The organism is Streptomyces rhizoryzae (assembly GCF_023155275.1).
In the GTDB taxonomy this organism is placed as follows: Bacteria; Actinomycetota; Actinomycetes; order Streptomycetales; family Streptomycetaceae; genus Streptomyces; species Streptomyces rhizoryzae.
Genome location: NZ_JALMUV010000069.1, coordinates 1 through 26,070, shown reverse-complemented (window position 1 = coordinate 26,070; position 26,070 = coordinate 1). Strand labels below are relative to the sequence as shown.

Genomic DNA, 26,070 nt, shown 5'->3' with positions numbered 1-26,070 from the left:
AGGCCACCCCAGCCACCCACGGCGCCCAGCGACGACAACGTGGGGCGGCCACAAAGAACACCCACGGCGCGCAGCGACGACGACGTGGGGCGGCCACAAACAACGCGCGCAGCGACGACAACGTGGGGCGGCCACAGACATCCTCAGCGCCGAGCCCAGATATTCACCCCCTCCGTCGTCCGCGCGAACGCGTCGATCGCGTCGAGCTCCTCGTCCGTCAGCGCCGGCGCGTCCAGCGCCGCGACGTTCGCCTCCAGCTGGGCCACGCTGCTGGCGCCGATCAGGGCCGAGGTCATGCGGGGATCGCGCAGGACCCAGCCCAGGGCCAGCTGCGCGAGGGACTGGCCGCGGCGGGCGGCCAGGTCGTGCAGACCGCGGAGGCGGCGGACGACCTCGCCGGTCAGCAGGGCCGGGTCCAGGGACTTGCCCTGCGCGGCCCGCGACCCCTCCGGCACGCCGTCGAGGTACTTGTCGGTGAGCATGCCCTGGGCCAGCGGCGCGAAGGCGATGCAGCCCAGCCCCTCGTCGTCCAGGGTGTCCAGCAGGCCGTCGTCCTCGATCCAGCGGTTGATCATCGAGTACGAGGGCTGGTGGATCAGCGGCCGGACGCCCATCCCGCGCAGCAGCCGGACCGCCTCGCGGGTCTGCTCCGCGCTGTAGGACGAGACGCCGACGTAGAGCGCCTTGCCCTGCTGGACGGCGGACGCCAGGGCGCCCATCGTCTCCTCCAGCGGGGTGTCCGGATCGAAGCGGTGGGAGTAGAAGATATCGACGTAATCGACGCCCATCCGCTTCAGCGAGGCATCCAGCGACGAGAGCAGATATTTCCGGGAGCCCCATTCGCCGTAAGGGCCGGGGTGCATCAGATATCCGGCTTTTGTCGAGAGAATCAGCTCGTCGCGGTAGCGGCGGAAGTCCTGCGCGAAGATCTTTCCGAAGTTCAGCTCGGCGGAGCCGGGCGGCGGCCCGTAGTTGTTGGCCAGGTCGAAGTGGGTGATGCCCAGATCGAAGGCGCGGCGCAGAATGGCCCGCTGGGAGCTCAGGGTGCGGTCGTCCCCGAAGTTGTGCCAGAGTCCGAGGGAGATGGCGGGGAGTTTCAGGCCGCTGCGGCCGGTGCGCCGGTACTCCATGGAGGCATAGCGTGAATCCGCGGCGAGGTAGTCAGTACCACTGGTCATGCTCCTCTCCCTATCACGGACTTGTGACACACCTGATTGGGCTGCCGAGACAGCCGAGAAGTAAAGTTGCCCCCTTAGGCGACGGGGCGATGGCCATCGGCACGGAGGGGCTGGACCACACATGCTGCGATCTTCCGGGATGCGCATCCCGTATCCGCCGGCACTGCGCAATCTTGTCTACCGGCTGTACGCGCGCCGGGTGGAGGGCCGCCTGGACCACACCCAGGTGCCCAAGCACATCGGCGTCATCCTGGACGGCAACCGGCGCTGGGCGCGGGCCGACGGGCTGTCCACCGAGCAGGGCCACCTGGCCGGCGCGGCCAAGATCGACGAGCTGCTGGGCTGGTGCGCGGAGACCGATGTGGAGGTCGTCACGCTCTGGCTGCTGTCGACGGACAACCTCGACCGGCCGGCGTCCGAGCTGACCCCGCTGCTGGGGATCATCGAGAACACGGTGCGCAACCTGGCCGCGGACGGCCGCTGGCGGGTGCACCACGTCGGCAACCGCGACCTGCTGCCGGACGAGACCCAGCGGGTGCTGAAGGAGGCCGAGCAGGCCACCGTCGACAACAAGGGCGTCCTGGTGAACGTCGCGGTCGGCTACGGCGGCCGCCAGGAGATCGCGGACGCGGTCCGCTCGCTGCTGCTGGAGCACGCCGAGCGCGGGACGACGTTCGAGGAACTGGCCGAGATCGTCGACATCGACCTGATCTCCGAGCACCTCTACACCCGCGGCCAGCCGGACCCGGACCTGGTGATCCGCACCAGCGGCGAGCAGCGGCTGTCGGGCTTCATGCTGTGGCAGAGCGCCCATTCGGAGTACTACTTCTGCGAGGTCTTCTGGCCGGCGTTCCGGAAGGTCGACTTCCTGCGGGCCCTGCGCGACTACGCGGCCCGGCACCGGCGCTTCGGCTTCTAGGCCCGCCGCCCGCCGCCCTCCGCTGCCGGGCCGCCCGCGGCGCGCCGCGTTTTCCGGCCAGTTCACGGGACTGATTCCGGCCGTTCCGGGCGGGGCCGACGGGGTACCCGGGGCGCCGGCCCGGGGCGGGCCCCGCGGCGCCCGCGTCCGCGCCCGGCCGGGACGCGTGCCGCACGCCCGGCCGGCGCGCCGTCCGACACCCCGTCGGACCGGCCCGCCACCAGGGCGCTTCCCCCCTTCCCACACGGCGTCAGATGGTCGCCGGGCCCTCCTTTCCGCCGGTCAGCGGGTACCTGTAACCAAAGGTTCATCGAGCGTGTGTCATATGCCGTGGCATGGGCGCGGGGGTTGGAGGGAATATCCCTGGCAGGTCGGTGCCCGGGAAAACAAGCCATCGGGCGCCGGATCTCAGCGGACGGCATGGGGCCGTCCGCCCGGGAGGCCCTTTGCGCATCACGGACGATCGTGCGTACCGCACGGACGACGCGGGGGGCCGGCGTTCGGCCCGCGCAGCGCGGCCCGAGCCCGGTCCTGTCCCCGGCGACGTCGTCGCACCCCAACCTCATCCGAGGGGGTTCGTCCACCCGTGGTGAACAGCAAGAAGCGCCGTGAGAGCGACCGGCGCACCTATGTCCTCGACACCAGCGTCCTGTTGGCGGATCCGGCCGCCATGTCCCGCTTCGACGAACACGAGGTGGTGCTGCCGGTCGTCGTGGTCACGGAGCTGGAGGCCAAGCGGCACCATCCCGAACTCGGGTACTTCGCGCGGCAGGCGCTGCGCCGGCTGGACGAGTACCGCGTGCGGTACGGGCGCCTGGACGCCCCCCTGCCCATCGGGGAGCTCGGCGGGACGCTCCGGGTCGAGCTCAACCACTCCGACCCCGGACTGCTGCCCGCCGCCTTCCTCAACGGCCACAGCCGGCTGGGCGACAACGACTCGCGGATCCTCGCGGTGGCCCGCAACCTCCAGGCCGAGGGGTTCGACGTCACGGTCGTCTCCAAGGACCTGCCGATGCGCATCAAGGCGTCCTCGGTGGGCCTGCGGGCCGAGGAGTACCGCGCGGAGCTGGCGATCACCGACTCCGGGTGGACGGGCATGGCCGAACTCGCCCTCTCCGCCGAGCAGGTGGACGACCTCTTCGCCGCCGAGACCGCACCGGTGCCGGGCGCGGAGGAGCTCCCCGTCCACACCGGCCTGGTGCTCCAGTCCGAGCGCGGCAAGGCGCTCGGCCGGGTCACCCCGGAGGGCGCGGTCCGGCTGGTGCGCGGCGACCGGGAGGCGTTCGGCATCCACGGCCGCAGCGCCGAGCAGCGGGTCGCGCTGGACCTGCTGCTCGATCCCGAGGTCGGCATCGTGTCGCTGGGCGGCCGGGCCGGTACGGGCAAGTCGGCGCTGGCGCTGTGCGCGGGCCTGGAGGCGGTGCTGGAGCGCCGGCAGCACAGCAAGGTGATGGTGTTCCGCCCGCTGTACGCGGTCGGCGGGCAGGAGCTGGGCTATCTGCCGGGCACCGAGGCGGAGAAGATGAGCCCCTGGGCGCAGGCCGTCTTCGACACCCTCTCCGCGGTCACCACCAAGGACGTCATCGAGGAGGTGGTCGCCCGCGGCATGCTGGAGGTGCTGCCGCTGACCCACATCCGCGGCCGGTCGCTGCACGACGCGTTCGTCATCGTGGACGAGGCCCAGTCGCTGGAGCGGAACGTCCTGCTGACCGTGCTGTCCAGGATCGGGGCCAACTCCCGGGTGGTGCTGACCCACGACGTCGCCCAGCGCGACAACCTCAGAGTCGGCCGCTACGACGGAGTCGTCGCCGTGGTCGAGAAGCTGAAGGGCCATCCGCTCTTCGCGCACGTCACGCTCAACCGCTCCGAGCGGTCGCCGATCGCCGCACTGGTGACCGAAATGCTAGAGGACGGGAGGGTCTGACCCGTTGTGACGCACCGCGCCGCCCGGAGAAGCGCAGGAGCTTAGCCGGGCGGCGCTCGTGTGCGCTCGAATATCCGGAAATCCTCCGGAGCAAACGGGGTGTGAGCTTTCACACCCGGCGGAGAATTGCTTCCCGGTAGCCCGTTCGGGCAGAGTCTGGGTCCTGTCAGGCCCCGCATACGGCCCAGACCCACCCCCCGGGGTGTATGGACGACCCGAACTTCATAGCGAGTTGCCGTATGCCGCCCGAGCATCACGCGGACCCCCCAGGGGGACGTACCGGGCCAGTGCCTCCCGTGACCAGCCGGTGCCTACCGCTCAACAGGCGCCGGAACAAGGGGAGGTCAGCGCCAGGGGCACGATTGCGTCCGCGAGGTCACCTAAGCGGGCGATGCTGGAAGGAAAACGTGTGAGCCGGATCTCGGTCCGGGGATTCGCAGTGGCCTCCGCCACCGCGGTCACCACCGTCGGCGCCGTCGTCGGCGTCGCCTCGGGCAGCCAGGCATCGGTCAGCAACACCGAGGCCACCGCCGCCGACGCGACGATCGCCGACATCCCCGCGGGCCAGCAGGCCCAGGTGCAGACGGCCTCCCTGACGCAGCAGGCGGACTCCGCGTCCACCCAGGCGGACGCGGCGGCCCTGAAGTCGGCACAGGAGTCGGCCCGCAAGGCTGCCGCGGAGACCGCGCAGACCAAGAAGGACCAGGCCGACAAGGCGAAGGCGGACAAGGAGGCCAAGGAGCACGAGAAGGCGCTGGCCGCCTCCCGTTCGGCCGTCCGCGACGCCAGCGACTTCATCTCCAAGGCGTCGTACAGCATCGCCGAGACGCAGGCGATGGCCCGCCAGATGGTCGCGTCCGACCAGTTCCAGTGCTTCAGCAACATCGTGTCGCACGAGTCCGGCTGGAACTACCGCGCCACCAACGCCTCGTCCGGCGCCTACGGTCTGGTGCAGGCACTGCCCGGTTCGAAGATGTCCTCCGCGGGCTCCGACTGGCAGACCAACCCCGCCACCCAGATCAAGTGGGGCCTGAACTACATGAACAGCCGGTACGGCAGCCCCTGCGGTGCCTGGTCCTTCTGGCAGGCGAACAGCTGGTACTAGGCCGCACGGCCCGTACGGCCGCGCCACCGTGCTCCGAAACCCCCGAACGCGACGCGTCGGGGGTTTCGTGCATCCGGCCCAGGTAACGTCGAGGGGTCAGATGGCCGCGAGGGCGGGGAAGAGGAAGCGACATGTCCAGATTGCCGCAGTGGGTCGGTGCCTTCGGCGCCGGTCTCACCCGGCTCTCGCAGCGGCTGGAGGAGCAGCGCCGCCGCGCGGAGGCCGCGATGGGGGACGACGACCCGGCGGAGGGATCCCGGCCGCGGGTGCCGGTGGACGGCGTCCCGTCCGGCGGCGTGCGGGTGGACGCCCACCCGGTGCACGGCCACCCGGAGCACGGTGTCCCGGCGGAGCACGGGGCCGGGGCGGACGGACCGGAAGCGGATCCGGTGGCTCCGGCCGGTACGGGGTCCGGGGCGGACGGCGTACCGCGCCGCGAGTCCGGGGCGGCCGGCCCGGTTCCGGCGCCCGCCGCGGCCCGCTCCCCGGAGTCGGTCCCCGCGCCGCCCTCCTACGCGCCGGCCGTCGCGGCCCCGCCGGACCCGGTCGCGGCGGTCCCCTGGGGCGTCCGGGTCGCGGCCGAGGCGGGCTGGCGGCTGCTGGTGCTGGCCGGGACGCTGTGGGTGCTGGCGAAGGTGATCACCACTATCTCGCTGGTGGTGCTCTCGTTCGTGGCGGCGCTGCTGATCACCGCGCTGCTCCAGCCGACGGTGGCCTGGCTGCGGCAGCGCAACGTGCCGCGCGGACCGGCCACCGCGCTGACCTTCATCGGCGGCTTCGTGGTGATGGGCCTGGTCGGCTGGTTCGTGGTCTGGCAGGTCCAGGACAATATCGACTCGGTGTCCAGCCGCATCCAGGAGGGCATCACCGAGCTCAAGGGCTGGCTGCTGAAGAGCCCGTTCCACGTGACCGAGAGTCAGATCAACCACATCGCCAAGAACCTCCAGGACGCGGTCGGCGCCAACACCGAGGCGATCACCTCCGCCGGGCTGGAGGGCGTCACGGTGGTGCTGGAGGTGTGCACCGGCATCCTGCTGGCGATGTTCACCACGCTCTTCCTGCTCTACGACGGCCGCCGGATCTGGGAGTGGACGCTCAAGCTGGTGCCCGGTGCGGCCCGCGGGGGCGTGGCGGGCGCCGGTCCGCGCGCCTGGCGGACGCTGACCGCCTACATCCGCGGCACGGTCCTGGTCGCGCTGATCGACGCCATCTTCATCGGCATCGGGCTCTACTTCCTGGACGTGCCGCTGGCCGTCCCGCTCGCCGTCTTCATCTTCCTGTTCGCCTTCGTGCCGCTGATCGGCGCGGTGGTCTCCGGTGCGCTGGCGTGCCTGATCGCGCTGGTCACCCAGGGGGTGTTCACCGCGCTGCTGGTGCTGGCGGTGGTGCTGGCGGTGAACCAGATCGAGAGCCATGTGCTCCAGCCGTTCATCCTCGGCCGGGCGGTGCGGGTGCATCCGCTGGCGGTGATCCTCTCGGTCGCCGCCGGCAGCCTGATCGCCGGTATCGGCGGCGCGGTGGTGGCGGTCCCGCTGGTCGCCGTCACCAACACCGTCGTCGGCTACCTGCGGGCGTACTCCCGGGAGCAGGCGCTGCGGATGACGGTCCCGCCGCGCGGGGCCACGGCGCTGGCGGTGGCGCCGACCCTGCCGCCGCGGCCCACCGGACCGCCGCCGGAGGAGTAGCCGGCGGCGCCCCGGCTCGGGCCGGCGGCGGCCCCGGCGCACGGAAAACCCCCGCGGACACGAGGTCCGCGGGGGTTTTCGCGAGGACGGGGCCGGCTGCCCTCCCGCCTTATTCGGCGAGGGCGGCCTCGGCGTCCAGGGTGGCGCCGACGGCCTGGAGGACGGCCGCGATCTTGACGGCCTCCTGGATCGTCTCGCGCTCGACACCGGCCTTGCGGAGCACCTGCTCGTGCGAGTCCAGGCACATCCCGCAGCCGTTGATCGCCGAGACGGCCAGCGACCACAGCTCGAAGTCGACCTTGTCCACGCCCGGGTTGCCGATGACGTTCATCCGCAGACCGGCGCGGAGGTTGCCGTACTCCGGGTCGGAGAGGAGGTGGCGGGTCCGGTAGAAGACGTTGTTCATCCCCATGATGGCGGCGGCCGACTTGGCGGCGGTGTACGCCTCGGGGGAGAGGTTGGCCTTCGCCTCCGGCTCCAGCTCGCGCAGCACCTTGGCCGAACGCGAGGCGATCGCGCAGGCCAGCACCGTGCCCCACAGCCGCTGCTGCGGCAGGTCGCTGTTGCCGATCACCGAACCGAGGTTGAGCTTGAGGTCCTTGGCGTAGTCCGGAACGGCGGACTTGAGGTCATCGAGAGCCATCGGTGTCACTCACCAGCCAGCAGGGCGACCGGGTCCAGGGTGTCCTCGCCCTTGCTCCAGTTGCAGGGGCACAGCTCGTCGGTCTGCAGGGCGTCCAGCACCCGCAGGACCTCCTTGGGGTTACGGCCGACGGAGCCGGCGGTCACCATGGTGAACTGGATCTCGTTGTTCTGGTCCACGATGAAGACGGCGCGCTGCGCGAAGCCGTCCTCGCCCTCGATGCCCAGGGCACGCATGAGCTCGTGCTTGGAGTCGGCCATCATCGGGAAGGGCAGGTCGGTCAGGTCCGGGTGGTCCTTGCGCCAGGCGTGGTGCACGAACTCCGAGTCACCGGAGAAGCCGAGGATCTGGGCGTCGCGGTCGGCGAACTCGTCGTTCAGCTTGCCGAACGCGGCGATCTCGGTCGGGCACACGAAGGTGAAGTCCTTGGGCCAGGCGAAGACGATCTTCCACTTACCCTCGTAGGTCTTGTGGTTGATCTGCTCGAACTCCTTGCCCTTCTCCAGCGAGACGCAGGCGGTCAGGTCGAACTCGGGGAACTTGTCACCGACAGTGAGCACGCGCACTCCTTGTTGCAAGAAAGTCCCTGATGGGGTCTTTCGGGTCTTTCCTTGAGGCTTGGACGGGCTCCACAGTGCCACAGGAGGCATTGATCAGGGAAATAGCTAGACTTGTGGATGTTGATCGGAGGTGGTTATCAGTGGCTTCTCCTACGAGTCCCGGCGGGCGGCCCCGCCAGCCCAGCCTCGCCCAGCTGCGGGCGTTCGCCGCGGTCGCCGAGCACCTGCACTTCCGGGAGGCGGCGGCCGAGATCGGCATGAGCCAGCCCGCGCTCTCCGGTGCCGTCTCGGCGCTGGAGGAGACCCTGGGCGTGCAGCTCCTGGAGCGTACGACGCGGAAGGTGCTGCTGTCGGCGGCGGGGGAGCGGGTGGCGGCCCGCGCCCGGACGGTGCTGGACGCGGTGGGCGCGCTGATGGAGGAGGCGGAGGCGGCCCGGGCGCCGTTCACCGGCGTGCTCCGCCTCGGCGTGATCCCGACCGTCGCACCGTACCTGCTGCCCACCGTGCTCCGGCTGGTCCACGAGACCTACCCCGCGCTGGACCTCCAGGTGCACGAGGAGCAGACCGCCTCCCTGCTGGACGGCCTGGCGCACGGCCGGCTCGATCTGCTGCTGCTCGCGGTGCCGCTCGGGGCCCCGCAGGTCACCGAGATCCCGCTGTTCGACGAGGACTTCGTGCTGGTGGCGCCCAAGGACCACTGGCTCGGCGGGCGCGGCGACATCCCGCGCGCGGCGCTGAAGGAGCTGGACCTGCTGCTGCTGGACGAGGGGCACTGCCTGCGCGATCAGGCGCTGGACGTCTGCCGGGAAGTCGGCCGGGACGAGAACACCCCCGTCACGACGAGCGCGGCCGGCCTGTCGACGCTCGTCCAGCTGGTGGCCGGCGGGCTGGGGGTGACCCTGCTGCCGCGCACCGCCCTGCGGGTCGAGACGGCCCGGAACGACCTGCTGACCACCGGCTACTTCGCGGATCCGGCGCCTTCCCGGCGGGTCGCCCTGGCGATGCGCGCCGGCTCGGCCCGGCAACCGGAGTTCGAGGAGTTCGCGGCGGCCCTGCGGGGGGCGCTGCGGGGGCTGCCGGTGCGGATCGTGGCGAAATAGGAGTCAGCGGCGGGGGGTGACGCGCCGGGCTCCGTCCAGGACCCGGGTGACGTGCAGGATGACCTCGGCGCCGATCGATTCCGGCAGGGTGGCCTTCTCCCCGGGGACATGGAGGCGGACCGTCCGGCAGCCACAGCCCGAGACCTCATCGGAGGCAGCGGCGGTCGCTTGCGGCGTGCAGTGCGGACGTTCATCCGTTCGGGGACGCCTACTCCGTACGCAGGCCGTCCGGGCGCATCATGCGCCACAGGGGCGGCAGGCTCAGGGCGGTCACGAAGAGGATGACGGCGGCGCCGATGGCGGTGATGCCGGCGATGCCGGCCCAGTCGACGGCCAGGCCGGTGCCGATGATCGTGAGCAGCAGGGTGCCGAGGGTGAGCCCGCAGGTCACGGCCAGGGCCAGGCCGAGGGCGACCGGCAGGGCGGTCTGCCAGAGCACGGACCAGCCGAGGGTGGCGCGGCGGGTGCCGTGGGCGTCCAGGACGGACAGCAGCCGGCGGCGTTCGTGGAGCTGCTCGACGGTGGAGATGATCAGGCCCGCGCCGATCAGCAGCAAGGTGATCACCGCCCCGGTGAAGAGCGCCGTGCGGACCCCGTCGAGCTGCCGGTCGTGTGGATTGTCGACCGAGGAGCTCTCGTACATCGTCGGGCCGATCCGGGCCGCGGTGTTGCGGATGTGCTCGACGGCGTCGGGGGTGCCGCGGTCGAAGTCGACGTCGAGCTGCATGTCGGGGGCGGTGTAGCGGGCCGGGTCGAGGGCCGCCGGGGTCAGCAGCAGGTCGTAGTAGCGGGGGTGGCCGTCGCCGGAGGGGAGGAGCCGGGCGGCGCGGGCGGCCGGCGGGACGGTCCAGGGGCGGGGGCGGCCGGCCGGTTCGCCGTAGACCAGCGGCGGGTTGAGGTTGAGGGTGGCGCCCGGGGTGATGCCGGTGTCGCGGTCGGGGCGGGCGTCGGTGACGAAGACGTCGCCGTCCTTGCAGGCCGGCAGCCGGGCGAGGTGCCGGAGTTCGGCGCAGCTGCCGACGGTGAGGACGGCGGGCAGGTCGCGGCTGAGGTCGCGGCCCGGGGCGGGCATCCGGCCGGCGTTGAGGTCGATGGTGCCGTGGGCCGCGGTGACGCCGGGGGTGGCGCGCAGCGCGGCGAGGGCGCGTTCGGTGGACCGCCAGGTGTCGGTGTGGCCCCAGAAGCTGATCCGGGGGACCTGTCCGGACTTGGCGTAGGCGGCGGCGTAGCCGGTCTGCATACCGGTCATCAGCATGTGGATGGCGATGGCGCCGGCCACCGCGACGGTGATGCCGCTGACCGCGCGGGTCGCCGGGCCGCTGTTCAGCTGGAGCCGGCGGACGGCCAGCTGCCAGGGGACCGGGCCGCCGCGCAGCCGGCCGACGACCCGCTCGACCAGCCACGGCAGCAGCGCGGTGATCCCGAACAGCAGCAGGGTGGAGCCGGCGGCGAGCCGGAAGGTGTTGACCGGGGTGTCGTCCCAGGGCTGCCGGTGCCGGAGGACCAGCGGGACCAGCAGCAGCGCGCTGAGGACCGGCAGCGCCAGCCGCCACCACAGCCGGCGGCGGACCGGCGGGCGGTGCCGGACGACGCCCAGCGGCTCCACCGTGACGCCGCGCTGGGCGACCAGGGTGACCAGGACCGCGGCGGCCGGGACCAGTACCGCGATCAGCAGGGCGGTGACCGGCCCGGGGGCGACGTCGGCGGAGTAGACGTTGATGTCCCACAGGGTGATCGCCGGGGCCAGCTGCCGGGCGGCCAGGAAGAGCAGACCGCCGCCCAGCAGGCCCAGCAGCGAACCGAACAGCGCCTCGCCGGAGGCGATCCGCCGGGTGGTGCGGACATCGGCACCGACCAGCCGCAGGGCGGCCAGCCGGCGTTCGCGGCGCTCGTTGCCGAAGCGGACGGAGGTGCCGATGAAGACCATCACCGGCGTCAGCAGCGCCACGCACGTCATGATCACAAGGACCGTGGCGGGCGCGGTCAGCGGCCGGGGCTCCCAGTTCTTGCCGAAGTGGTCGATGCGGTAGCCGTCGCGTTCGCCGAGGGTGGTGCTCTGCGCGAGGTACGTCAGCTCCCGGGGCCCCTGGAGGCCCTCGTCGCCGATCACGCCGGCGATCCGGTACGCGCCCAGCCGCTCGCGCAGCAGCCCGGCGCCGGGGGAGTCCAGGAGTTCCTTCAGGGCCGGGGAGACCACCATCCGGCCGGGGCCCGGCAGGTGGTCCAGGCCGGGCGGCACCGGCGGGCGGGTGCCGTCGGGGCGGACCAGCCGGCCGCGGATCGCGGTGCCGTGGAAGGTGGTGTTCGCCGAGGCGTAGAGGAGGGTGCGGTCGCCGGGCGGCGGGGGGTGGGCCTGGCCGAGGTTCTCGCGGGCCTTCTCCCGGGCGTGCCAGGCGTTCATCAGGGTCGGTGCGGAGGCGCCGAGCAGCAGCACCGCCACGCCGAGGGCGACGCCGGCGGCGGTCAGCGCGGTGCGGATCCAGCCCTCGCGGCCGCCGCCGGCCGCGAACCGCATGCCCATGGCGAGGTCCCGGGCCCAGACGGCAGGGGCGCGCCGGGCGGCGGGCAGGGCGGGCGGTGCGGTGTCCCGCTCGCCGTCGGTGCCGGGCCGCGAGCGGAGCAGGGTCATATCCGGCCCGCCATGTCCTTCACCCGGCCGTCCCGGACGACGATCTCCCGGTCGGCGTAGGCGGCGACCCGGGCCTCGTGGGTGACCAGCACGACGGCGGCGCTGGTGTCCCGGGCGGCGTCGGTCAGCAGGGTCAGCACCCGTTCGCCGTTGAGGGAGTCCAGGGCGCCGGTGGGTTCGTCGGCGAAGACCACCCGGGGCTGCGGGGCGAGGGCGCGGGCGACGGCGACGCGCTGGCCCTGGCCGCCGGAGATCTCGCCGGGCCGCTTGGCGGCGACGTCGTCCACCTCCAGGCGCTCCAGCCAGTCGCGGGCCCGGTGCTCGGCGGCCTTGCGGCGGGTGGCGTTGAGGCGGAGTGGCAGGGCGACGTTCTCCAGGCAGGTCAACTCCGGGACGAGTTGGCCGAATTGGAAGACGAAGCCGAAGTCGGTGCGGCGCAGGGCGCTGCGGTGGGTGTCGCTGAGGTCGGTGAGGGTGTGGGGGCCGTAGCGGACGGTGCCGGAGTCGGGGCGGATGATTCCGGCGAGGCAGTGCAGCAGGGTGGATTTGCCGGAGCCGGAGGGGCCCATGACGGCGACCACCTCGCCGGGGTGGATGGAGAAATCCGCGCCGTCGAGCGCGGGCGTGGGCCCGTACGCCTTGCGCAGACCCTCCGCGGCGAGCAGGGATCCCTCGGGCGTCATCCGCGGACCGCCGCCGCGAGTTTGTCCAGGCGGGCGGCGGTCAGCTCCAGCCAGCGCAGATCGGCTTCCAGGTGGAACAGCGCGTGGTCGCAGATCAGCTGGTCGGCGAGGTCGCCGGAGCGCTTGCGCTCGGTCAGGCCGCGCATCAGCCGGAGGTGCTCGGTGCGCTGGCCGTCGAGGAGCTCGGCGGCGTCCCGGCCGGTCATCAGCGCCAGGACGACCTTGGTGTAGAGCGTCGACTGGAGGTACGGCTCGGGCTTCTCCGGCCGGGCCAGCCACTGGGCGACGTCGGTGACGCCGGCGTCGGTGATGGCGTACCGCTTGCGCTCCGGACCCGCACCGGCCTCGACGCCGTCCACCTCGACCAGGCCGTTCTTCAGCAGCCGGGACATCGTGGAGTAGACCTGCCCGTAGTGCAGCGGCCGGTCCTGCCCGAAGTGCTCGTCGAAGGCCCGCTTGAGGTCGTAGCCATGGCGGGGGCCGGACTCCAGGAGGCCCAGCAGCGTATGACCGATTGACATGACGACCACCTTACTCGGGGGTGTAACGCTGGTGTATACGCACGTGGTATAGGCAGGCCGGGCGGGCCGGGTGCGGGGCGGCCGCCGGGCCCGCCGCCCGGCGGCCGCCCCGCCCGTTCACTCCGTCCGCAAGCCCTCCGGCCGCATCATGCGCCACAGCGGCGGCAGACTGAGCAGCGTCACCACCGCGATCAGCGCGGCCCCGGCGGCGGGCAGCGGCCAGACCACCGACCAGTCCAGCCCGGCCGTCCCCGCCATCCGCAGCAGCGCCAGGCCGAGCGCCAGCCCGCCGGACAGGGCCAGCGCCAGCCCCAGGACGACCGGGACGGCGGTCTGCCACAGCACCGACCAGGCCAGCGTGGCCCGCCGGGTGCCGAAGGCGACCAGCACCGACAGCAGCCGGCGGCGCTCGCGCAGCTGCTCCACCATCGTGACCAGCATGCTGGCGGCGATCAGCGCCAGGGTCGCGCCGGCGGCGACCCCCAGGCCGGTCCGGACGCTGGTGTACTGGCCGTCGCGCACGGTGTCCCGCAGGGCGCGCACCGACATCAGCGGGCTGATCCCCGCCGCGGTGTTGCGGGCGTGTTCGACGGCGTCCAGGACCCCCGGTGCGAGCTGGATCATGGCCCTGGCCATCGGTTCCTCCAGCAGGGCCGGGTCGAGGGCGCCCGGGGTGGCGAACAGGCCGAAGGAGTCCTGCCCCATCGGGTCCTTGCGGGACTCGACGGTGCGGGCGCTCCGCGGCACCGTCCACAGCCGCGGGCGCTTGCCGGCGCCGTCCGGGCCGTCGTGGAAGGCGAAGTCCACGGTGGCGCCGGGCCGCGCGGTCTCGTCGATGTACGACCCCTCCACCTGGCCGCCGGCGTCCTTGACGACGAAGACGTCGCCGTCCTTGCAGGGGCCGGTGCGCGCCAGTTCGCGCAGGGTGGCGCAGTCGCCGACGGTGACCTGCGTGGACGGCGCGAAGGTCTCGCCCTTGCGGAGCGGCCCCGGCCGGGACGCGGACGCCTCGATGGTCGCGATGACGCCGCGGACGCCCTCGGTCTCCCGGAACGCGCTGATCGTCTTCCGGATCGTGCCGATGTCGTGGGACGGCAGCGTGGACTGGAGCTGCGCCCGCGAGCTGTCCTGGCCGGTGACCTTCAGGTAGTCGCTCTGGATCGCGGAGAACAGCAACTGGAGCGCGATCGCGCCGGCGACCGCGACGGTGATGCCGCTGACCGCGCGGGCCGCCGTGCCGCCGCTGAGCTGGAGCCGGCGGACGGCCAGCTGCCAGGGGACCGGGCCGCCGCTCAGCCGGGACACCGTCGCGTCCACCGCCCACGGCAGCAGCAGGGCCACCCCGAGCAGGAACAGCGCCGCGCCGCCCCCGATGAGGAACGGTCCGGCCGTGCTGCGGCTGCCCTCGATACCGCCGTTGAGCAGCAGCAGCGCGATCCCGGCCGCCGGGAACGGCAGCCGCCACCACAGCCGGCGCCGCCGCCCGCCGCCGCTGCGGACCACGCCCAGCGGCTCGATGCCGACCCGGCGCAGCGCCAGCAGCGTCACCGCCACCGCGGCGAGCGGCACGGCGGCCGCGACCAGCGCCGCCAGCCACGGCACCGGGGTGACGTCGGAGGGGAAGGCGATGATGTCCCAGAAGGTGATCCGGTCGGCGAACTGCCGGCCCACCAGGAACAGCACGGTCCCCACCAGCAGCCCGCACAGCGCCCCGAAGAGCGCCTCACCGGCCGCGGTCCGCCGGGTCATCCGGGCGTCGGCGCCGATCAGCCGGAGCGCGGCCAGCCGGCGGTCGCGGCGCTCCCCGCCGAACCGCACCGCGGTGGCGATGAACAGGGCCACCGGCATCAGCAGCACCACACAGCCGACGATCAGTACCGCGAGCAGCTTGGCGTCCAGCGGTTCGGGGGCCCGGGTGACGCCGAAGGCGCGGATCCGGTGGCCGCCGTTCTCCGGGGTCAGGGTGGCGCTGCCGGCGTAGTAGGCGAGGTCGCCGGGGCCGACCAGGCCGGCCGGGCCGATCGTGCCGACGTCCTTGAACGGCAGCCGCGGCCGCAGCAGTGCGCCCTCCGGCGAGTGCAGCAGCTTCCGCAGCGCGGGGGAGAGGACCATCTGGTCCGGGCCGGGCAGCGCGGTGACACCGGGCGGGAGCGGCGGGCGGGCGCCGTCCGGGCGCAGCAGCTGCCCGCGGACGGGCTCGCTGCGGAACGCCGTCTCCAGCGGCGCCTGGACCAGCGTCCGCGGGCTCGGCGGCACCGGCCGCTCGGTCTCCGCCGGGGCCACGGCCTCGCGGCGCACGGTGCGGTTCTCCAGGAGGGTGGGGAGGGACGCCGCGGCCAGCAGCAGCGTCACCCCCAGCCCGACGCCGAGCGCGGTCAGCAGGGTGCGGGTCCAGCCCTCGCGGCCGCCGCCGGCCGCGAACCGCATGCCCATGGCGAGGTCCCGGGCCCAGGCCCGCGGCCCGCCCGCGGCGGCCGGTCGCGGCCGCGTCCGCCCGCTCATGCGGCCCCCGCCATCTCCCGGGCCACGCCGTCCCGCACCACGACCTCGCGGTCGGCGTAGGCGGCGACCCGGGGCTCGTGGGTGACCAGCACCACGGCCGCGCCGGTGGCGCGCGCCGCGTCGGAGAGCAGACCCATCACCCGTTCGCCGTTGAGGGAGTCCAGGGCGCCGGTGGGTTCGTCGGCGAAGACCACCCGGGGCTGCGGGGCGAGGGCGCGGGCGACGGCGACGCGCTGGCCCTGGCCGCCGGAGATCTCGCCGGGCCGCTTGGCGGCGACGTCGTCCACCTCCAGGCGCTCCAGCCAGTCGCGGGCCCGGTGCTCGGCGGCCTTGCGGCGGGTGCCGTTGAGGCGGAGTGGCAGGGCGACGTTCTCCAGGCAGGTCAACTCCGGGACGAGTTGGCCGAATTGGAAGACGAAGCCGAAGTCGGTGCGGCGCAGGGCGCTGCGGTGGGTGTCGCTGAGGTCGGTGAGGGTGTGGGGGCCGTAGCGGACGGTGCCGGAGTCGGGGCGGATGATTCCGGCGAGGCAGTGCAGCAGGGTGGATTTGCCGGAGCCGGAGGGGCCCATGACGGCGACCACCTCGCCGGGGTGGATGGAGAAGTCCGCGCCGTCGAGCGCGGGCGTGGGCCCGTACGCCTTGCGCAGCGCGCGGGCTTCGAGCAGGGAACCGGCCGGGGTCATACACGGGCCTCCGGGAGTGCGGACGGGGCATGGCGAGGGCAGGGCGCGATAACGGCAGCGCCGTACCGGGGTCATGACCGGCACTCTACATGAGGTGTATACGCGGAGTGTATAGCTCCCTCATTCGCCTCCCGCGCCGCCCGCCGCACCGTCCGGGCCGCCTCCCGGTTCCCGGCGTTTGGGCGGGCGGCCGCGGCGGGGCGGTCCGGCGGTGCCCCGGGGCAGCCGCCCGGCGTCCGCCAGCGCCTTGCGGAGCAGGAACTCGATCTGGGCGTTGGTGCTGCGCAGTTCGTCGTTGGCCCAGCGGGTCAGGGCGTCGTGGAGCAGCGGGTCCAGCCGCAGCAGCACCTGCTTGCGCTGCTGCGGCCGGCGGCCGGGGGGCCCCGCGCGGTCCGCGCCGGGGCCCTGGGGGGTGTCGGCGGTCACTGGTAGAGCGAGCCCGCGTTGAGCACCGGCTGGGCGGCGCGGTCGCCGCACAGCACCACCATCAGATTGCTGACCATCGTGGCCCGGCGCTCGTCGTCCAGCTCGACGATGCCCTGCTCGCTGATCCGGGCCAGTGCCGACTCGACCATGCCCACCGCGCCCTCGACGATCTGCTGGCGGGCCGCGACGACGGCACCGGCCTGCTGCCGCTGGAGCATCGCCGAGGCGATCTCCGGGGCGTAGGCGAGGTGGCTGAAGCGGGTCTCGATGATCTGCACACCGGCCGCCTCGACCCGGGCGGTCAGCTCCACGGCGAGCTTCTCGGTGATCTCCTCGGCGTTGCCGCGCAGCGAGAGGTCGTCCTCGTCGTGGGCGTCGTAGGGGTACTCGATGGCGATGTGCCGGACGGCGGCCTCGGTCTGGGTGGCGACGAACTCCAGGAAGTCGTCGACCTCGAAGAGCGCCTGCGCGGTGTCCTGGACCTTCCAGACCACGATCGCGGCCAGCTCGATGGGGTTGCCGTAGGCGTCGTTGACCTTCAGGACCGAGGTCTCGTGGTTGCGCACCCGGGTGGAGATCTTGCGGGCCGAGGTGAGGGGGTTCACCCAGCGCAGGCCGTCGGTGCGGATGGTGCCGACGTACCGGCCGAAGAGCTGGATCACCCGGGCCTCGCCGGGCGCGACCATCTTCACGCCGGTCATGCAGAAGAACGAGCCGACCAGCAGCAGGATCCCGGCGATCACCAGGGGGATGGCGGCCGCGCGGTGCCCGGCGTTGCCCAGGACGCCGCCGACGATGATCAGGACGATGCCGAGGGCGACGCCCAGGACCGTCAGCAGCAGGGCCAGGCCGCCCGGGATGCTGTGCGCGGGCCGCTCGCGGACCTGCGGGGCCGGCATCTGGGGGGCGTCCGCGGTGTCCGCGGCGGTGGGTGCCGTGGGGGTGGTCGTTCCGGTCATGGGGTCCCCGTTTCGTCTCCGGTGCGGCTCGCGGCGGGTGCGGCGGGCCGCGGTGGGTGCTTTCGCTGGTCTAGCAAAGTGATAGCACTTTAACGCTCCGGTCCGGCGTGGTCCAGCGCACAGGCGCGGGGGCGCGATGGTTGCCCGCGGACTCCGTGCTCTTTGTCACGTCGGGAAAAGCCTTGATCGATGAGGATTTGTTGACAGATGCGGTGTTAGCTTCAACAGCTGAGTTATGCCGGGGGCGGAACGACTGGAGTTGCACGAGCGATGGGCCGAGCTGATGCGAGGCGGGCGCGGCAGGGCAGCGCCCGCCGGGCCGGAAAGAACGAGAAGAAGTCCGGTATAGGCCGCTTCTTCACCTGGAAGAAGATCCTCGGAGCCGTCCTCGGCGTATGCCTGTTGGGGATCCTCGGCTTCATCGGGCTGTACCTCTACGTGGACGTGCCGGCCGGCAACAAGGAAGCCAAGCTCCAGAGCAACGTCTTCAAGTACGCGGACGGCTCGGTCATGGCGCGGGTGGGCCAGGTCAACCGCGAGACCGTCCCGCTGAGCCGGATACCCAAGGACGTCCAGCACACCTTCGTCGCGGCCGAGAACAAGACCTTCTACCAGGACTCCGGCGTCGACCTGAAGGGCACCCTCCGCGGCGTCCTCAACACCCTGAGCGGCAAGGGCAAGCAGGGCGGCTCGACGATCACCCAGCAGTACGTCAAGAACTACTACCTGAGCCAGGAACAGACGGTCTCCCGCAAGCTCCAGGAGATCGTCATCTCCCTGAAGGTGGACCAGAAGCTCCCCAAGGACGACATCCTCGCCGGCTACATCAACACCAGCTTCTACGGCCGCGGCGCGTACGGCATCCAGGCCGCCGCGCAGGCGTACTACGGCGTGGACTCCGACAAGCTCACCGTCGCGCAGGGCGCCTACCTGGCCTCGCTGCTCCAGGCGCCCAACCAGTACGACTGGGCGATCGCCACGGACGCCGGCAAGAAGCTCGTCCAGGAGCGCTGGGCGTACACGCTCAACAACATGGTCGAGATGAAGTGGCTCAGCCCGGCCGAGCGCGCCAAGCTGACCTTCCCGGTGCCCAAGCCGCCCAAGCCGCTGCCCGGTGCGAGCGGCCAGGCCAGCTACATCATCGCCGCGGCCAAGCAGGAGCTCTTCGCCCAGGGCGTCGACGAGAACGAGTTCGAGGCCGGCGGCTGGACCGTCACCCTCGGCATCGAGAAGAACCGGCAGAAGGCGCTGGAGGCGGCGGTCAAGCGCAAGCTCGCCGACGACCTCGCGCCCGACCGGCGCCCGGTGGACCGCGACGTCCAGCTCGGCGCGACCTCGGTGGACCCGAAGACCGGCTACGTCGTCGCGCTGTACGGCGGCGCCGGCTACCCCAAGCACTACACCAACAACGCGACCCGCTCCGACTACCAGCCGGCCTCCACCTTCAAGCCGATCATCCTGGCGTCGGCGATGGAGAACCACGCGGTCACCCAGAACAACACTCCGATCAACCCCAACACGATCTACGACGGCACCAACCGCCGCCCGGTCGTCGGCGGCACCAAGCCCTTCGCCCCGCCGAACGAGGACGAGCGCAGCTACGGGCCCATCACCGTCCAGACGGCGACCAACAACTCCGTCAACTCGGTCTTCGCGCAGATGGGCGCCGACGTCGGCCTGGACCAGGTCAAGAAGACCGCGGTCAGCCTCGGCATGAACGGCGGCAAGATGGACGTCCAGCCCGCCATGACGCTGGGCACCATGGGCGCCAGCCCGATGCAGATGGCCGGCGTCTACGCCACCTTCGACAACCACGGCGACAAGGTCACCCCGACCCTGGTCAAGAAGGCGGTGCAGAGCAAGGACGGCTCCGACAAGGACATCCCGCTCAAGAACCCCATCGGCGACCAGGTGCTCTCCCGCACCACTGCCGACACCGTCACCTCCGTCCTGACCGGTGTGGTCAACGACGGCACCGCCTCCGACGCGGTCAAGAACACCGCCTACAAGGCGGCGGGCAAGACCGGCACCTCCGACGACAACAAGTCGGCCTGGTTCGTCGGCTACACCCCCAAGCTGGTCACCGCGGTCGGCATGTTCGGCGAGTCGCCCAAGGGCGGCGCCCAGGTCACCCTCAAGGGCGCCGGCGGCGGCGGCCGGGTCAACGGCGGCGGCTACCCGGCCAAGGTCTGGGCCGACTACACCGAGAACGCGCTCGGTGACGGCACCGGCGCCGACTTCGACCTGGACACCGACATGGGCGCCGCGGTGCCGCCGCCCACCACGCCGACCCCGACCCACTCGGCACCAGCCTCCCCGACCCCGACCCACTCCGCGCCGGTCTCCCCGACGCCGACCGGCTCCCCGACGGACGGCGGCAGCGGACGCCCGAGCGGCCGGCCCACCCCGACCGGCACCGGCACCGCGGGCCCGCCGAACGGCGGCACCAACGGCACCGGCGGCACCACCGGCACCGGGGGCAACACCGGTACGGGCGGCACCAACGGCACCGGAGGCGGTACCGGCACCGGCGGTACGCCGGGCGGCGGCGACGCCACCGGCGGTAACGCCCTGCCGAACTTCGGCGGCTGACCCGCCCCGCACGCACCGCGGCCCGCACCCCTCCCCGGGGCGCGGGCCGCGGTGCGTCCGCCGGTCCGCCGCCGTCAGCGGCGCGCCCCCGGCGGCATCGACAGCTCGAACCAGACGACCTTGCCCATGCTCAGCCGGGTCGCGCCCCAGCGCCGCGCCATGCGGTTGACGAGGTAGAGCCCGCGCCCGCCCTCGTCGGACGGCCGGGCGTTGCGCAGCCGCGGCAGCTGCGGCACATCGTCACCGACCTCGCAGCGCAGCACGTCCGTCCGCAGCAGCCGCAGCGTCACCGGCCGCTCGGCGTACCGCACCGCATTGGTCACCACCTCGCTGACCAGCAGCTCCAGTTGGTCGGTCAGCTCGTCCAGGCCCCACCGCGCCAGTGCCCGGCGGGCCAGCCGGCGGGCCTGCCCGGCGGTCTGCGCCTTGGGGTCCAGATACCAGTACGCGACGTCGCTCGGCGCGATCCCGTCGAACCGGGCGGCCAGCAGCGCGATGTCGTCATCGCGGTCGCCCGGCCCCAGCATGTCCAGCACCTCGTCGCACAGCGGCTCCAGCGGCGGCGGATTGGGCCCGGTCAGCCGGGCCGTCTCGGCCAGCCGCTCCCGCAGCTGCTCGATACCGGTCCACACGTCCCGTATCCGGGACTCCACCAGGCCGTCGGTGTAGAGCACCAGCGTGGCGCCCGCCGGGGCGTCCAGCTCGACCGCCTCGAAGTCCACCCCGCCCACGCCGATCGGCGCGCCCGACGGCACCCGGAGCACCTCCGCGCGCCCGCCGCGGTGCAGCATCACCGGCGGCGGGTGCCCGGCGTTGGCGATCGTGATCCGGTGCGCCACCGGGTCGTACACCGCGTACATGCAGGTCGCCATGCGGTCCGTGCCCAGCCGCTGGGCCTGCTCGTCGAGGTGGTGCAGCACCTCCTGCGGCGGCAGGTCCAGGCCCGCCAGGGTCTGCGCGGTGGTCCGCAGCTGGCCCATGATCGCCGCCGAGGTCATCGAGTGGCCCATCACGTCGCCGACCACCAGCGCCACCCGGCTGCCCGGCAGCGGGATCGCGTCGTACCAGTCGCCGCCCACCCGCGCGGTCTCCGCGGCCGGCAGGTAGCGGCTGGCCAGCCGGACGCCGGTGGGCTGCGGCAGCGAGTCCGGCAGCATGGTGCGCTGCAACGCGTCGGCGATGTACGCCTCGCGGCCGTAGAGCACCGCCTTGTCCACCCCGAGCGCGGTGTGCGTGGCCAGTTGGGCCGCCACCAGCAGATCGTCCGGCTCGAACGCCGGCCGGTCCGGGCGGCGCAGGAACACCGCCGCGCCGATCACCCGCCGGCGCCCGCGCAGCGGCGCCAGGATCACCCGGTGCCCGCCCGGCAGCCGGGTGTCGGGCCCCAGCAGCTCCGGCAGCGCGGTCCGCGCCGCCTGCGCCTCGCCGAACAGCGGCCGCACCCCGCGCAGCACCTCGGCCAGCGGCCCGCCGGCCCGCACCTCGCACAGCTCGGCCGCCGAACCGCCCATCGCCGGGCCCAGATCCGGCTGCGCCGGCAGCACCGGCAGCCGCAGCCCGTTGGTGTCCGGCTCCTCCGGGATCCGGTCGGTGCGCCGCAGCCGCAGCACCACCGGGCCGGTCGGCCGCTCGTCGCCCACCGGCAGCGGATCGCGCAGGTACACCAGGATCGCGTCGGCGAACGTCGGCACCGTCGCCCGGCACAGCCCCAGCACGATCTCGTCCAGGTCTATGCCGCGGGCGATCCGCCGGGTCGCCGCCCCGATGAAGCGCAGCCGGTCCCCGCTGGCCTGCCGGGCCGCGGCGGCCTCCCGGCTCTCCCCGCTCTCGCCCGGATGCGCCGAGCGCGCCGGCGGCACCGACGGCGGCAGCGGCAGCCCGGGCGCCCCGGGCGGGCCCCCGCCCCGTACGCCCGGCGGCGCCGGCGGCGGTCCGCCCGCGCCCGGCTCACCACCGTGCGCCCGGGGCGCCGCCCCGTCCGCGGCGCCGCCCTCCCGCGGCCGGCCGATGCCCTCACCGGCGGCCCGGGGCAGCGGCTGTGCGTGCCCCGGCTCCTCACCCGGCTCGGGCGCCCCGGCGCCCTCCACCGCGCCCTGCGCCACCGGCCGCCCCGTGCGGACCGCCGCGCGCTCCGCGCCCGGCTCCACCTCCGGCACGCCTCCCGGCCGCCCCTCCGCGGACATGGCCACCTCCCCGTACGGGTCGTACGGGCCCCCGTACGACCCGGCGTACACGCCGTAGGAACTGTCGCGGGGCGCGCGGGCCGCGCCGTACGCCCGCGCGCCGTCACCGGCCGGACCGTGGTCGGCGGCCGGTTCGGCGGCCCCCTGCCCGGCCGGCGGGCCCGCCGCGGCCGTGGCGGCACGGTCCCCGGCGTCGCCGCCGGGCTGCTGGAGGGCGCTGCGCGGTTCGGGTACGCCGCCGGGCGGCGCGGTCCCGGCCGCCCCCGCAGCGGGGGACGCCGAGGACGCGGCGGTCGGGGCCGACTGCCGCGTTTCAGATGAGGTGGGATGCTCCGTCACGCGTGGGATTCCATCCGTCCGGGGCTGGCGCCGGCGCGCCGCGTTCGGTGCGCGCCGCACGGGCGGACGCGCCTGACGCGGTGCGTCTCAAGCGCGTCGCAGGTGCAGGAAGAGCTGGATTTCGGGTGGTACGTCCGTACTCGCCGGGGCATACGCATACGAGTCCTCCCCGACGACGTCGAAACCCGCGTCGCGCACGACCCGGCGCAGGTCGTCCCGCAGATATCCCGATACCCGGATCGTGCTGCCGAGGAACGGAATGGGGAAGTCGTCGATATCGCCCTCGACCATTGCCAGGGCCATCAGCCCGCCGGGGCGCAGGAGGTCGTGCAGCATGCCCAGGGCACAGGGGATTTCCGCACGGGGCATCATCAAAAGGGAGAAATAGGCGGTGATTCCGTCGAAGGAACCGGGACCGCCCAGCCGGCCACCGCGCAGATCGGCGATGTCCAGCCGGTGGAATTCGCCACCCGGGACGTTCTCCCGGGAGAGTTCGACCATGCCGGGGGAGAGGTCGATTCCCACGACCCGGTGGCCGGCCTCGCTGAGTTGACGGGCGGTCGGCAGGCCCGTCCCGCAGCCGGCGTCGAGGATCCGCGACCCGGCCGGCAGCTCCCCGGCCAGCCAGGCGGCCGAGGCGATCTGGCCGTCCTTGTACGGAAAGGCCACCTCGTACTGGTCACCGATCGCGTCGAACGCGTCGGCCTGTCCGGCCCGGTCGAGTGCTAACCGGTTCAGGCCCTCGTACGCGTCGTAACTTCTCGCGCTCACGACCTCGCCCCTCCTGCGACCGCGGTCAAGTTCGTTTTCCTGTTCTGGAGTTGCGCCTGTGCAGTCTTGCGGAGGACGATCCTACGTTTGAAGGCCCAGGGCACAGCAAGGGGGCTGGGTACCGCGTCACGTCCGGTGGGAACCCCCTGGGCACCCGGCCGGAAACAGCTTTGCCCATAGGCGCACCTTTCCACCGTTCGCCCCCTTCACTCGCTTCATTCTCTTCTTTTCACGTTTGCGGTCTCACTACAGCAAACGCTCCGGCTGCCGGTCCCAGTTGTCCGGCAGCGGGGGAACCTCCCAGGCCGGGTCGGGCCGCCAGTCCTCCCAGCCGTCGGCGAACGGCCCGCCCCACGCCGCGATCTGTGCGACCGCGGCGCGTCCGGCGGACCTGACCGCGTCCGCCTGCGCGCCGGTCACCAGCCCGTCCCGCCGCGCCTGGGCGAACTCGTCCTCGTCCCGCCACTCCCAGCGCCGGTCCGGATAGACGCAGATGTCGAGGAAATGATCGAGGGAGTCGACTCCGCCGGACCAACGGCGGCGCGGCTCCTCCAGATTGACGTACCAGTTCTTGAAGTGCCAGCCGCTCTCCCAGAACAGCCAGACCGACCACGGGTCGCCCGGCCGGGCCAGCTTCAGCACCCCGCTGCCGAACCACTGGTCCCGCAGGGTGCGGCGGGGCTTGGTGTAGCGGGTGGCGAGCGGCTCGCGGTGCACCGGTGTGCCGTCGGCGAGCACCGGCTTGATGCACGGCGTCCCCGGCGCCATCCACACCGCGAGCAGCTCCGCGGTGTCCTGGACCACGGTGACCGGGCGGCAGATGTGGAACCGGCGGGGGTCGGCGTTGTCGCGGTAGCGCCACAGGATCCGGTCACCGGGCGCCCAGCGCCCCGGCTCCGCCCCCGGCCGCCGCGCCGCCGCCCGCCCCGCCCCGGCCGCCGGCACCCGGCGGCCGGCCGTCCCGCCTTCCGTCGTCCCCACCATGTCCGCTGTCATGCGCAGATCTTAGGGGCGTCCCGGGACCCGCGCGGTGACCTGGACCGCACGGGCGGTCACCGGGCGCGCGGGCGGCGCGCGAGGCGGCGGGCGCGCCGGGGCACGCGGCCCGCGCCGGTCAGGGCCGCGTCATCCGCAACACGTCCAGCGCCTCGTCCAGCTGCTGCTCCGTCAGCAGCCCGCGCTCGACGTACCCGCCCTCGACGACCACCTCCCGGATGGTCCTGCGCTCCGCCAGCGACCGCTTGGCGACCTTCGCCGCCTCCTCGTAGCCGAGGTACTTGTTCAGCGGCGTCACCACCGACGGCGACGATTCGGCGTATTCCCGGGCCCGCCCCACGTTCGCGGTGATCCCGTCCACCGTGCGGTCGGCCAGCAGCCGCGACACATTGCCCAGCAGCCGCACCGACTCCAGGACGTTGCGCGCGATCACCGGCAGCATGACGTTCAGCTCGAAATTGCCGGACGCCCCGGCCGCGGCCACCGTCGCGTCATTGCCTGTGACCTGCGCGGCGACCATCAGCACCGCCTCCGGGATCACCGGATTGACCTTGCCCGGCATGATGGACGACCCCGGCTGGAGATCCGGCAGGTTGATCTCCGCCAGCCCCGTCCGCGGCCCCGACGCCATCCACCGCAGATCGTTGGCGATCTTCGTCAGCCCCACCGCGACGGTCCGCAGCTGACCGCTCAGCTCCACGATCCCGTCCCGCGCGCCCTGCGCCTCGAAGTGGTTGCGCGCCTCGGTCAGCGGCAGCCCGGTCGCCCGCGCCACCTCGGCGATCACCGCCGCGGAGAAACCCGGCGGGGTGTTGATGCCGGTGCCCACCGCCGTGCCGCCCAGCGGGAGTTCGGCCAGCCGCGGCAGCGTCGCCCGCAGCCGCTCGACGCCGTACCGCACCTGCGCCGCGTACCCGCCGAACTCCTGGCCCAGGGTCACCGGCGTCGCGTCCATCAGGTGCGTCCGCCCCGACTTCACCACCTCGGCGAACTCCGCCGCCTTCCGCTCCAGCGCCGCCGCCAGGTGCTCCAGCGCCGGAATCAGGTCCTGGAGGACCGCGGAGGTCGCCGCGATGTGGATCGACGAGGGGAAGACGTCGTTGGACGACTGGCTGGCGTTGACATCGTCGTTCGGGTGCACATCGCGCCCCAGCCGCTCACTGGCCAGGGTCGCGATCACCTCGTTGGCATTCATGTTCGAGGACGTGCCCGAGCCGGTCTGGAACACATCGACCGGGAAGTCCTCGTCCCACCGGCCCTCGGCCACCTCGGCCGCCGCCTCCGCGATCGCCTCCGCGACCTCCTTGCCCAGCACCCCCAGCTCGGCGTTGACCTTGGCGGCGGCCCCCTTGATCCGCGCCAGCGCCTCGATGTGCGCCCGCTCCAGCCGCTGCCCGGAGATCGGGAAATTCTGCACCGCCCGCTGGGTCTGCGCCCGCCACTTGGCGTGCGCGGGCACCTGCACCTCGCCCATCGAGTCGTGCTCGATCCTGAATGCGCTGTTTTCGCTCATGTCCATGAGAGTGCCCGCACGCGCCGATCTGTTCCCGACCCGAGACCTTTGTCACCTCCCTGCGGCCCGCCCCGGCACCCCTCCCCGACTCCCGATCCGTCCCCGCCCCGTACGGCCACCGCGCCCGCCCCTCAAACCCCCCGCCCCCACCCCCACTTC

The 26,070-nt window shown here is 73.0% G+C and carries 20 protein-coding genes; 6 read left to right on the top strand and 14 right to left on the bottom strand.

Features of this window, described 5'->3' with window-relative positions; translation table 11 throughout:
* Positions 1-143 precede the first annotated feature (143 nt).
* Complete coding sequence (gene mgrA / locus MUU72_RS33180; protein ID WP_248017173.1) at positions 144-1,178, bottom strand: L-glyceraldehyde 3-phosphate reductase; 1,035 nt, start codon at positions 1,176-1,178, stop codon at positions 144-146.
* A gap of 139 nt (positions 1,179-1,317) precedes the next feature.
* Here mgrA and MUU72_RS33175 point away from each other — a divergent pair, with 139 nt between their 5' ends.
* The 4 genes from MUU72_RS33175 (at position 1,318) to MUU72_RS33160 (ending at position 6,811) form a co-directional block, all read left to right on the top strand.
* The gene (locus MUU72_RS33175; protein ID WP_248017174.1) at positions 1,318-2,097 is read left to right on the top strand and encodes an isoprenyl transferase; all 780 of its coding nucleotides are present in this window, start codon (positions 1,318-1,320) and stop codon (positions 2,095-2,097) included.
* Positions 2,098-2,683: 586 nt separating this feature from the next.
* The gene (gene phoH2, locus MUU72_RS33170) at positions 2,684-4,021 is read left to right on the top strand and encodes an RNA 5'-3' helicase PhoH2 (RefSeq protein WP_248017172.1); all 1,338 of its coding nucleotides are present in this window, start codon (positions 2,684-2,686) and stop codon (positions 4,019-4,021) included.
* 409 nt (positions 4,022-4,430) lie between these two features.
* Positions 4,431-5,126 (top strand): aggregation-promoting factor C-terminal-like domain-containing protein, encoded by a 696-nt coding sequence (locus MUU72_RS33165; protein WP_248017171.1) that lies wholly within the window; start codon positions 4,431-4,433, stop codon positions 5,124-5,126.
* A gap of 131 nt (positions 5,127-5,257) precedes the next feature.
* Entirely contained in the window at positions 5,258-6,811 is a 1,554-nt protein-coding gene (locus MUU72_RS33160; RefSeq protein WP_248017170.1) for an AI-2E family transporter, read from the top strand.
* Positions 6,812-6,920: 109 nt separating this feature from the next.
* Here the strand turns inward: MUU72_RS33160 and MUU72_RS33155 are convergent, their stop codons facing one another.
* Entirely contained in the window at positions 6,921-7,454 is a 534-nt protein-coding gene (locus MUU72_RS33155) for an alkyl hydroperoxide reductase (RefSeq protein WP_248017169.1), read from the bottom strand.
* A 5-nt stretch (positions 7,455-7,459) separates the two neighbouring features.
* A complete protein-coding gene (locus MUU72_RS33150) occupies positions 7,460-8,014 on the bottom strand; it encodes a peroxiredoxin (protein ID WP_248017168.1) in 555 nt (184 codons plus the stop codon).
* Positions 8,015-8,154: 140 nt separating this feature from the next.
* On the opposite strand from MUU72_RS33150, the gene MUU72_RS33145 reads away from it, so the two are divergent.
* Entirely contained in the window at positions 8,155-9,114 is a 960-nt protein-coding gene (locus tag MUU72_RS33145; RefSeq protein ID WP_248017167.1) for a hydrogen peroxide-inducible genes activator, read from the top strand.
* Between the two features lie 208 nt (positions 9,115-9,322).
* Here the strand turns inward: MUU72_RS33145 and MUU72_RS33140 are convergent, their stop codons facing one another.
* The 7 genes from MUU72_RS33140 to MUU72_RS33110 all read right to left on the bottom strand — a co-directional run bounded on the left by MUU72_RS33140 (position 9,323) and on the right by MUU72_RS33110 (position 17,517).
* Positions 9,323-11,743, bottom strand: a complete 2,421-nt coding sequence (locus tag MUU72_RS33140) for an ABC transporter permease (RefSeq protein ID WP_248017166.1) — start codon at positions 11,741-11,743, stop codon at positions 9,323-9,325.
* On the bottom strand, positions 11,740-12,426 hold the full coding sequence (locus tag MUU72_RS33135; RefSeq protein ID WP_248017165.1) for an ABC transporter ATP-binding protein: 687 nt from the start codon (positions 12,424-12,426) through the stop codon (positions 11,740-11,742). The genes MUU72_RS33140 and MUU72_RS33135 overlap by 4 nt, the downstream gene beginning before the upstream one ends.
* Positions 12,423-12,947 carry a PadR family transcriptional regulator gene (locus tag MUU72_RS33130; protein ID WP_248017164.1) on the bottom strand — a complete coding sequence of 175 codons (525 nt, stop codon included), beginning with the start codon at positions 12,945-12,947 and terminating at the stop codon, positions 12,423-12,425. Before MUU72_RS33130 ends, MUU72_RS33135 begins: the two co-directional genes overlap by 4 nt.
* A gap of 117 nt (positions 12,948-13,064) precedes the next feature.
* Complete coding sequence (locus tag MUU72_RS33125; protein WP_248017163.1) at positions 13,065-15,449, bottom strand: FtsX-like permease family protein; 2,385 nt, start codon at positions 15,447-15,449, stop codon at positions 13,065-13,067.
* Entirely contained in the window at positions 15,446-16,132 is a 687-nt protein-coding gene (locus MUU72_RS33120) for an ABC transporter ATP-binding protein (protein ID WP_248017162.1), read from the bottom strand. Before MUU72_RS33120 ends, MUU72_RS33125 begins: the two co-directional genes overlap by 4 nt.
* Positions 16,133-16,252: 120 nt before the next feature.
* Positions 16,253-16,558: a type II toxin-antitoxin system antitoxin gene (locus tag MUU72_RS33115; RefSeq protein WP_248017161.1), complete on the bottom strand. Its 306-nt coding sequence runs from the start codon at positions 16,556-16,558 to the stop codon at positions 16,253-16,255.
* Positions 16,555-17,517 (bottom strand): SPFH domain-containing protein, encoded by a 963-nt coding sequence (locus MUU72_RS33110; protein WP_248017160.1) that lies wholly within the window; start codon positions 17,515-17,517, stop codon positions 16,555-16,557. Before MUU72_RS33110 ends, MUU72_RS33115 begins: the two co-directional genes overlap by 4 nt.
* Positions 17,518-17,787: 270 nt before the next feature.
* On the opposite strand from MUU72_RS33110, the gene MUU72_RS33105 reads away from it, so the two are divergent.
* The gene (locus tag MUU72_RS33105) at positions 17,788-20,109 is read left to right on the top strand and encodes a transglycosylase domain-containing protein (RefSeq protein WP_248017159.1); all 2,322 of its coding nucleotides are present in this window, start codon (positions 17,788-17,790) and stop codon (positions 20,107-20,109) included.
* A gap of 74 nt (positions 20,110-20,183) precedes the next feature.
* Here MUU72_RS33105 and MUU72_RS33100 read toward each other — a convergent pair whose 3' ends face one another.
* From MUU72_RS33100 to MUU72_RS33085, 4 genes are all read right to left on the bottom strand, one after another.
* On the bottom strand, positions 20,184-22,631 hold the full coding sequence (locus MUU72_RS33100) for a SpoIIE family protein phosphatase (protein WP_248017158.1): 2,448 nt from the start codon (positions 22,629-22,631) through the stop codon (positions 20,184-20,186).
* 87 nt (positions 22,632-22,718) lie between these two features.
* Positions 22,719-23,402 (bottom strand): class I SAM-dependent methyltransferase, encoded by a 684-nt coding sequence (locus tag MUU72_RS33095; RefSeq protein ID WP_248017157.1) that lies wholly within the window; start codon positions 23,400-23,402, stop codon positions 22,719-22,721.
* A 246-nt stretch (positions 23,403-23,648) separates the two neighbouring features.
* Positions 23,649-24,398, bottom strand: coding sequence for a cytidylyl-2-hydroxypropylphosphonate hydrolase (gene fomD, locus MUU72_RS33090; protein ID WP_248017156.1), 750 nt, complete (start codon positions 24,396-24,398; stop codon positions 23,649-23,651).
* A 118-nt stretch (positions 24,399-24,516) separates the two neighbouring features.
* Entirely contained in the window at positions 24,517-25,911 is a 1,395-nt protein-coding gene (locus MUU72_RS33085) for a class II fumarate hydratase (protein ID WP_248017155.1), read from the bottom strand.
* Positions 25,912-26,070: the final 159 nt, after the last annotated feature.

Coding starts and splice junctions, on each gene's coding strand:
- MUU72_RS33160 (WP_248017170.1), top strand. CDS start 5,258: ATGTCCAGATTGCCGCAGTGGGTCGGTGCCTTCGGCGCCGGTCTCACC.
- MUU72_RS33120 (WP_248017162.1), bottom strand. CDS start 16,132: ATGACCCCGGCCGGTTCCCTGCTCGAAGCCCGCGCGCTGCGCAAGGCG.
- MUU72_RS33110 (WP_248017160.1), bottom strand. CDS start 17,517: ATGACCGGAACGACCACCCCCACGGCACCCACCGCCGCGGACACCGCG.
- MUU72_RS33125 (WP_248017163.1), bottom strand. CDS start 15,449: ATGAGCGGGCGGACGCGGCCGCGACCGGCCGCCGCGGGCGGGCCGCGG.
- MUU72_RS33155 (WP_248017169.1), bottom strand. CDS start 7,454: ATGGCTCTCGATGACCTCAAGTCCGCCGTTCCGGACTACGCCAAGGAC.
- MUU72_RS33175 (WP_248017174.1), top strand. CDS start 1,318: ATGCGCATCCCGTATCCGCCGGCACTGCGCAATCTTGTCTACCGGCTG.
- mgrA (WP_248017173.1), bottom strand. CDS start 1,178: ATGACCAGTGGTACTGACTACCTCGCCGCGGATTCACGCTATGCCTCC.
- MUU72_RS33105 (WP_248017159.1), top strand. CDS start 17,788: ATGGGCCGAGCTGATGCGAGGCGGGCGCGGCAGGGCAGCGCCCGCCGG.
- MUU72_RS33130 (WP_248017164.1), bottom strand. CDS start 12,947: ATGTCAATCGGTCATACGCTGCTGGGCCTCCTGGAGTCCGGCCCCCGC.
- MUU72_RS33085 (WP_248017155.1), bottom strand. CDS start 25,911: ATGAGCGAAAACAGCGCATTCAGGATCGAGCACGACTCGATGGGCGAG.
- MUU72_RS33140 (WP_248017166.1), bottom strand. CDS start 11,743: ATGACCCTGCTCCGCTCGCGGCCCGGCACCGACGGCGAGCGGGACACC.
- fomD (WP_248017156.1), bottom strand. CDS start 24,398: ATGACAGCGGACATGGTGGGGACGACGGAAGGCGGGACGGCCGGCCGC.
- MUU72_RS33135 (WP_248017165.1), bottom strand. CDS start 12,426: ATGACGCCCGAGGGATCCCTGCTCGCCGCGGAGGGTCTGCGCAAGGCG.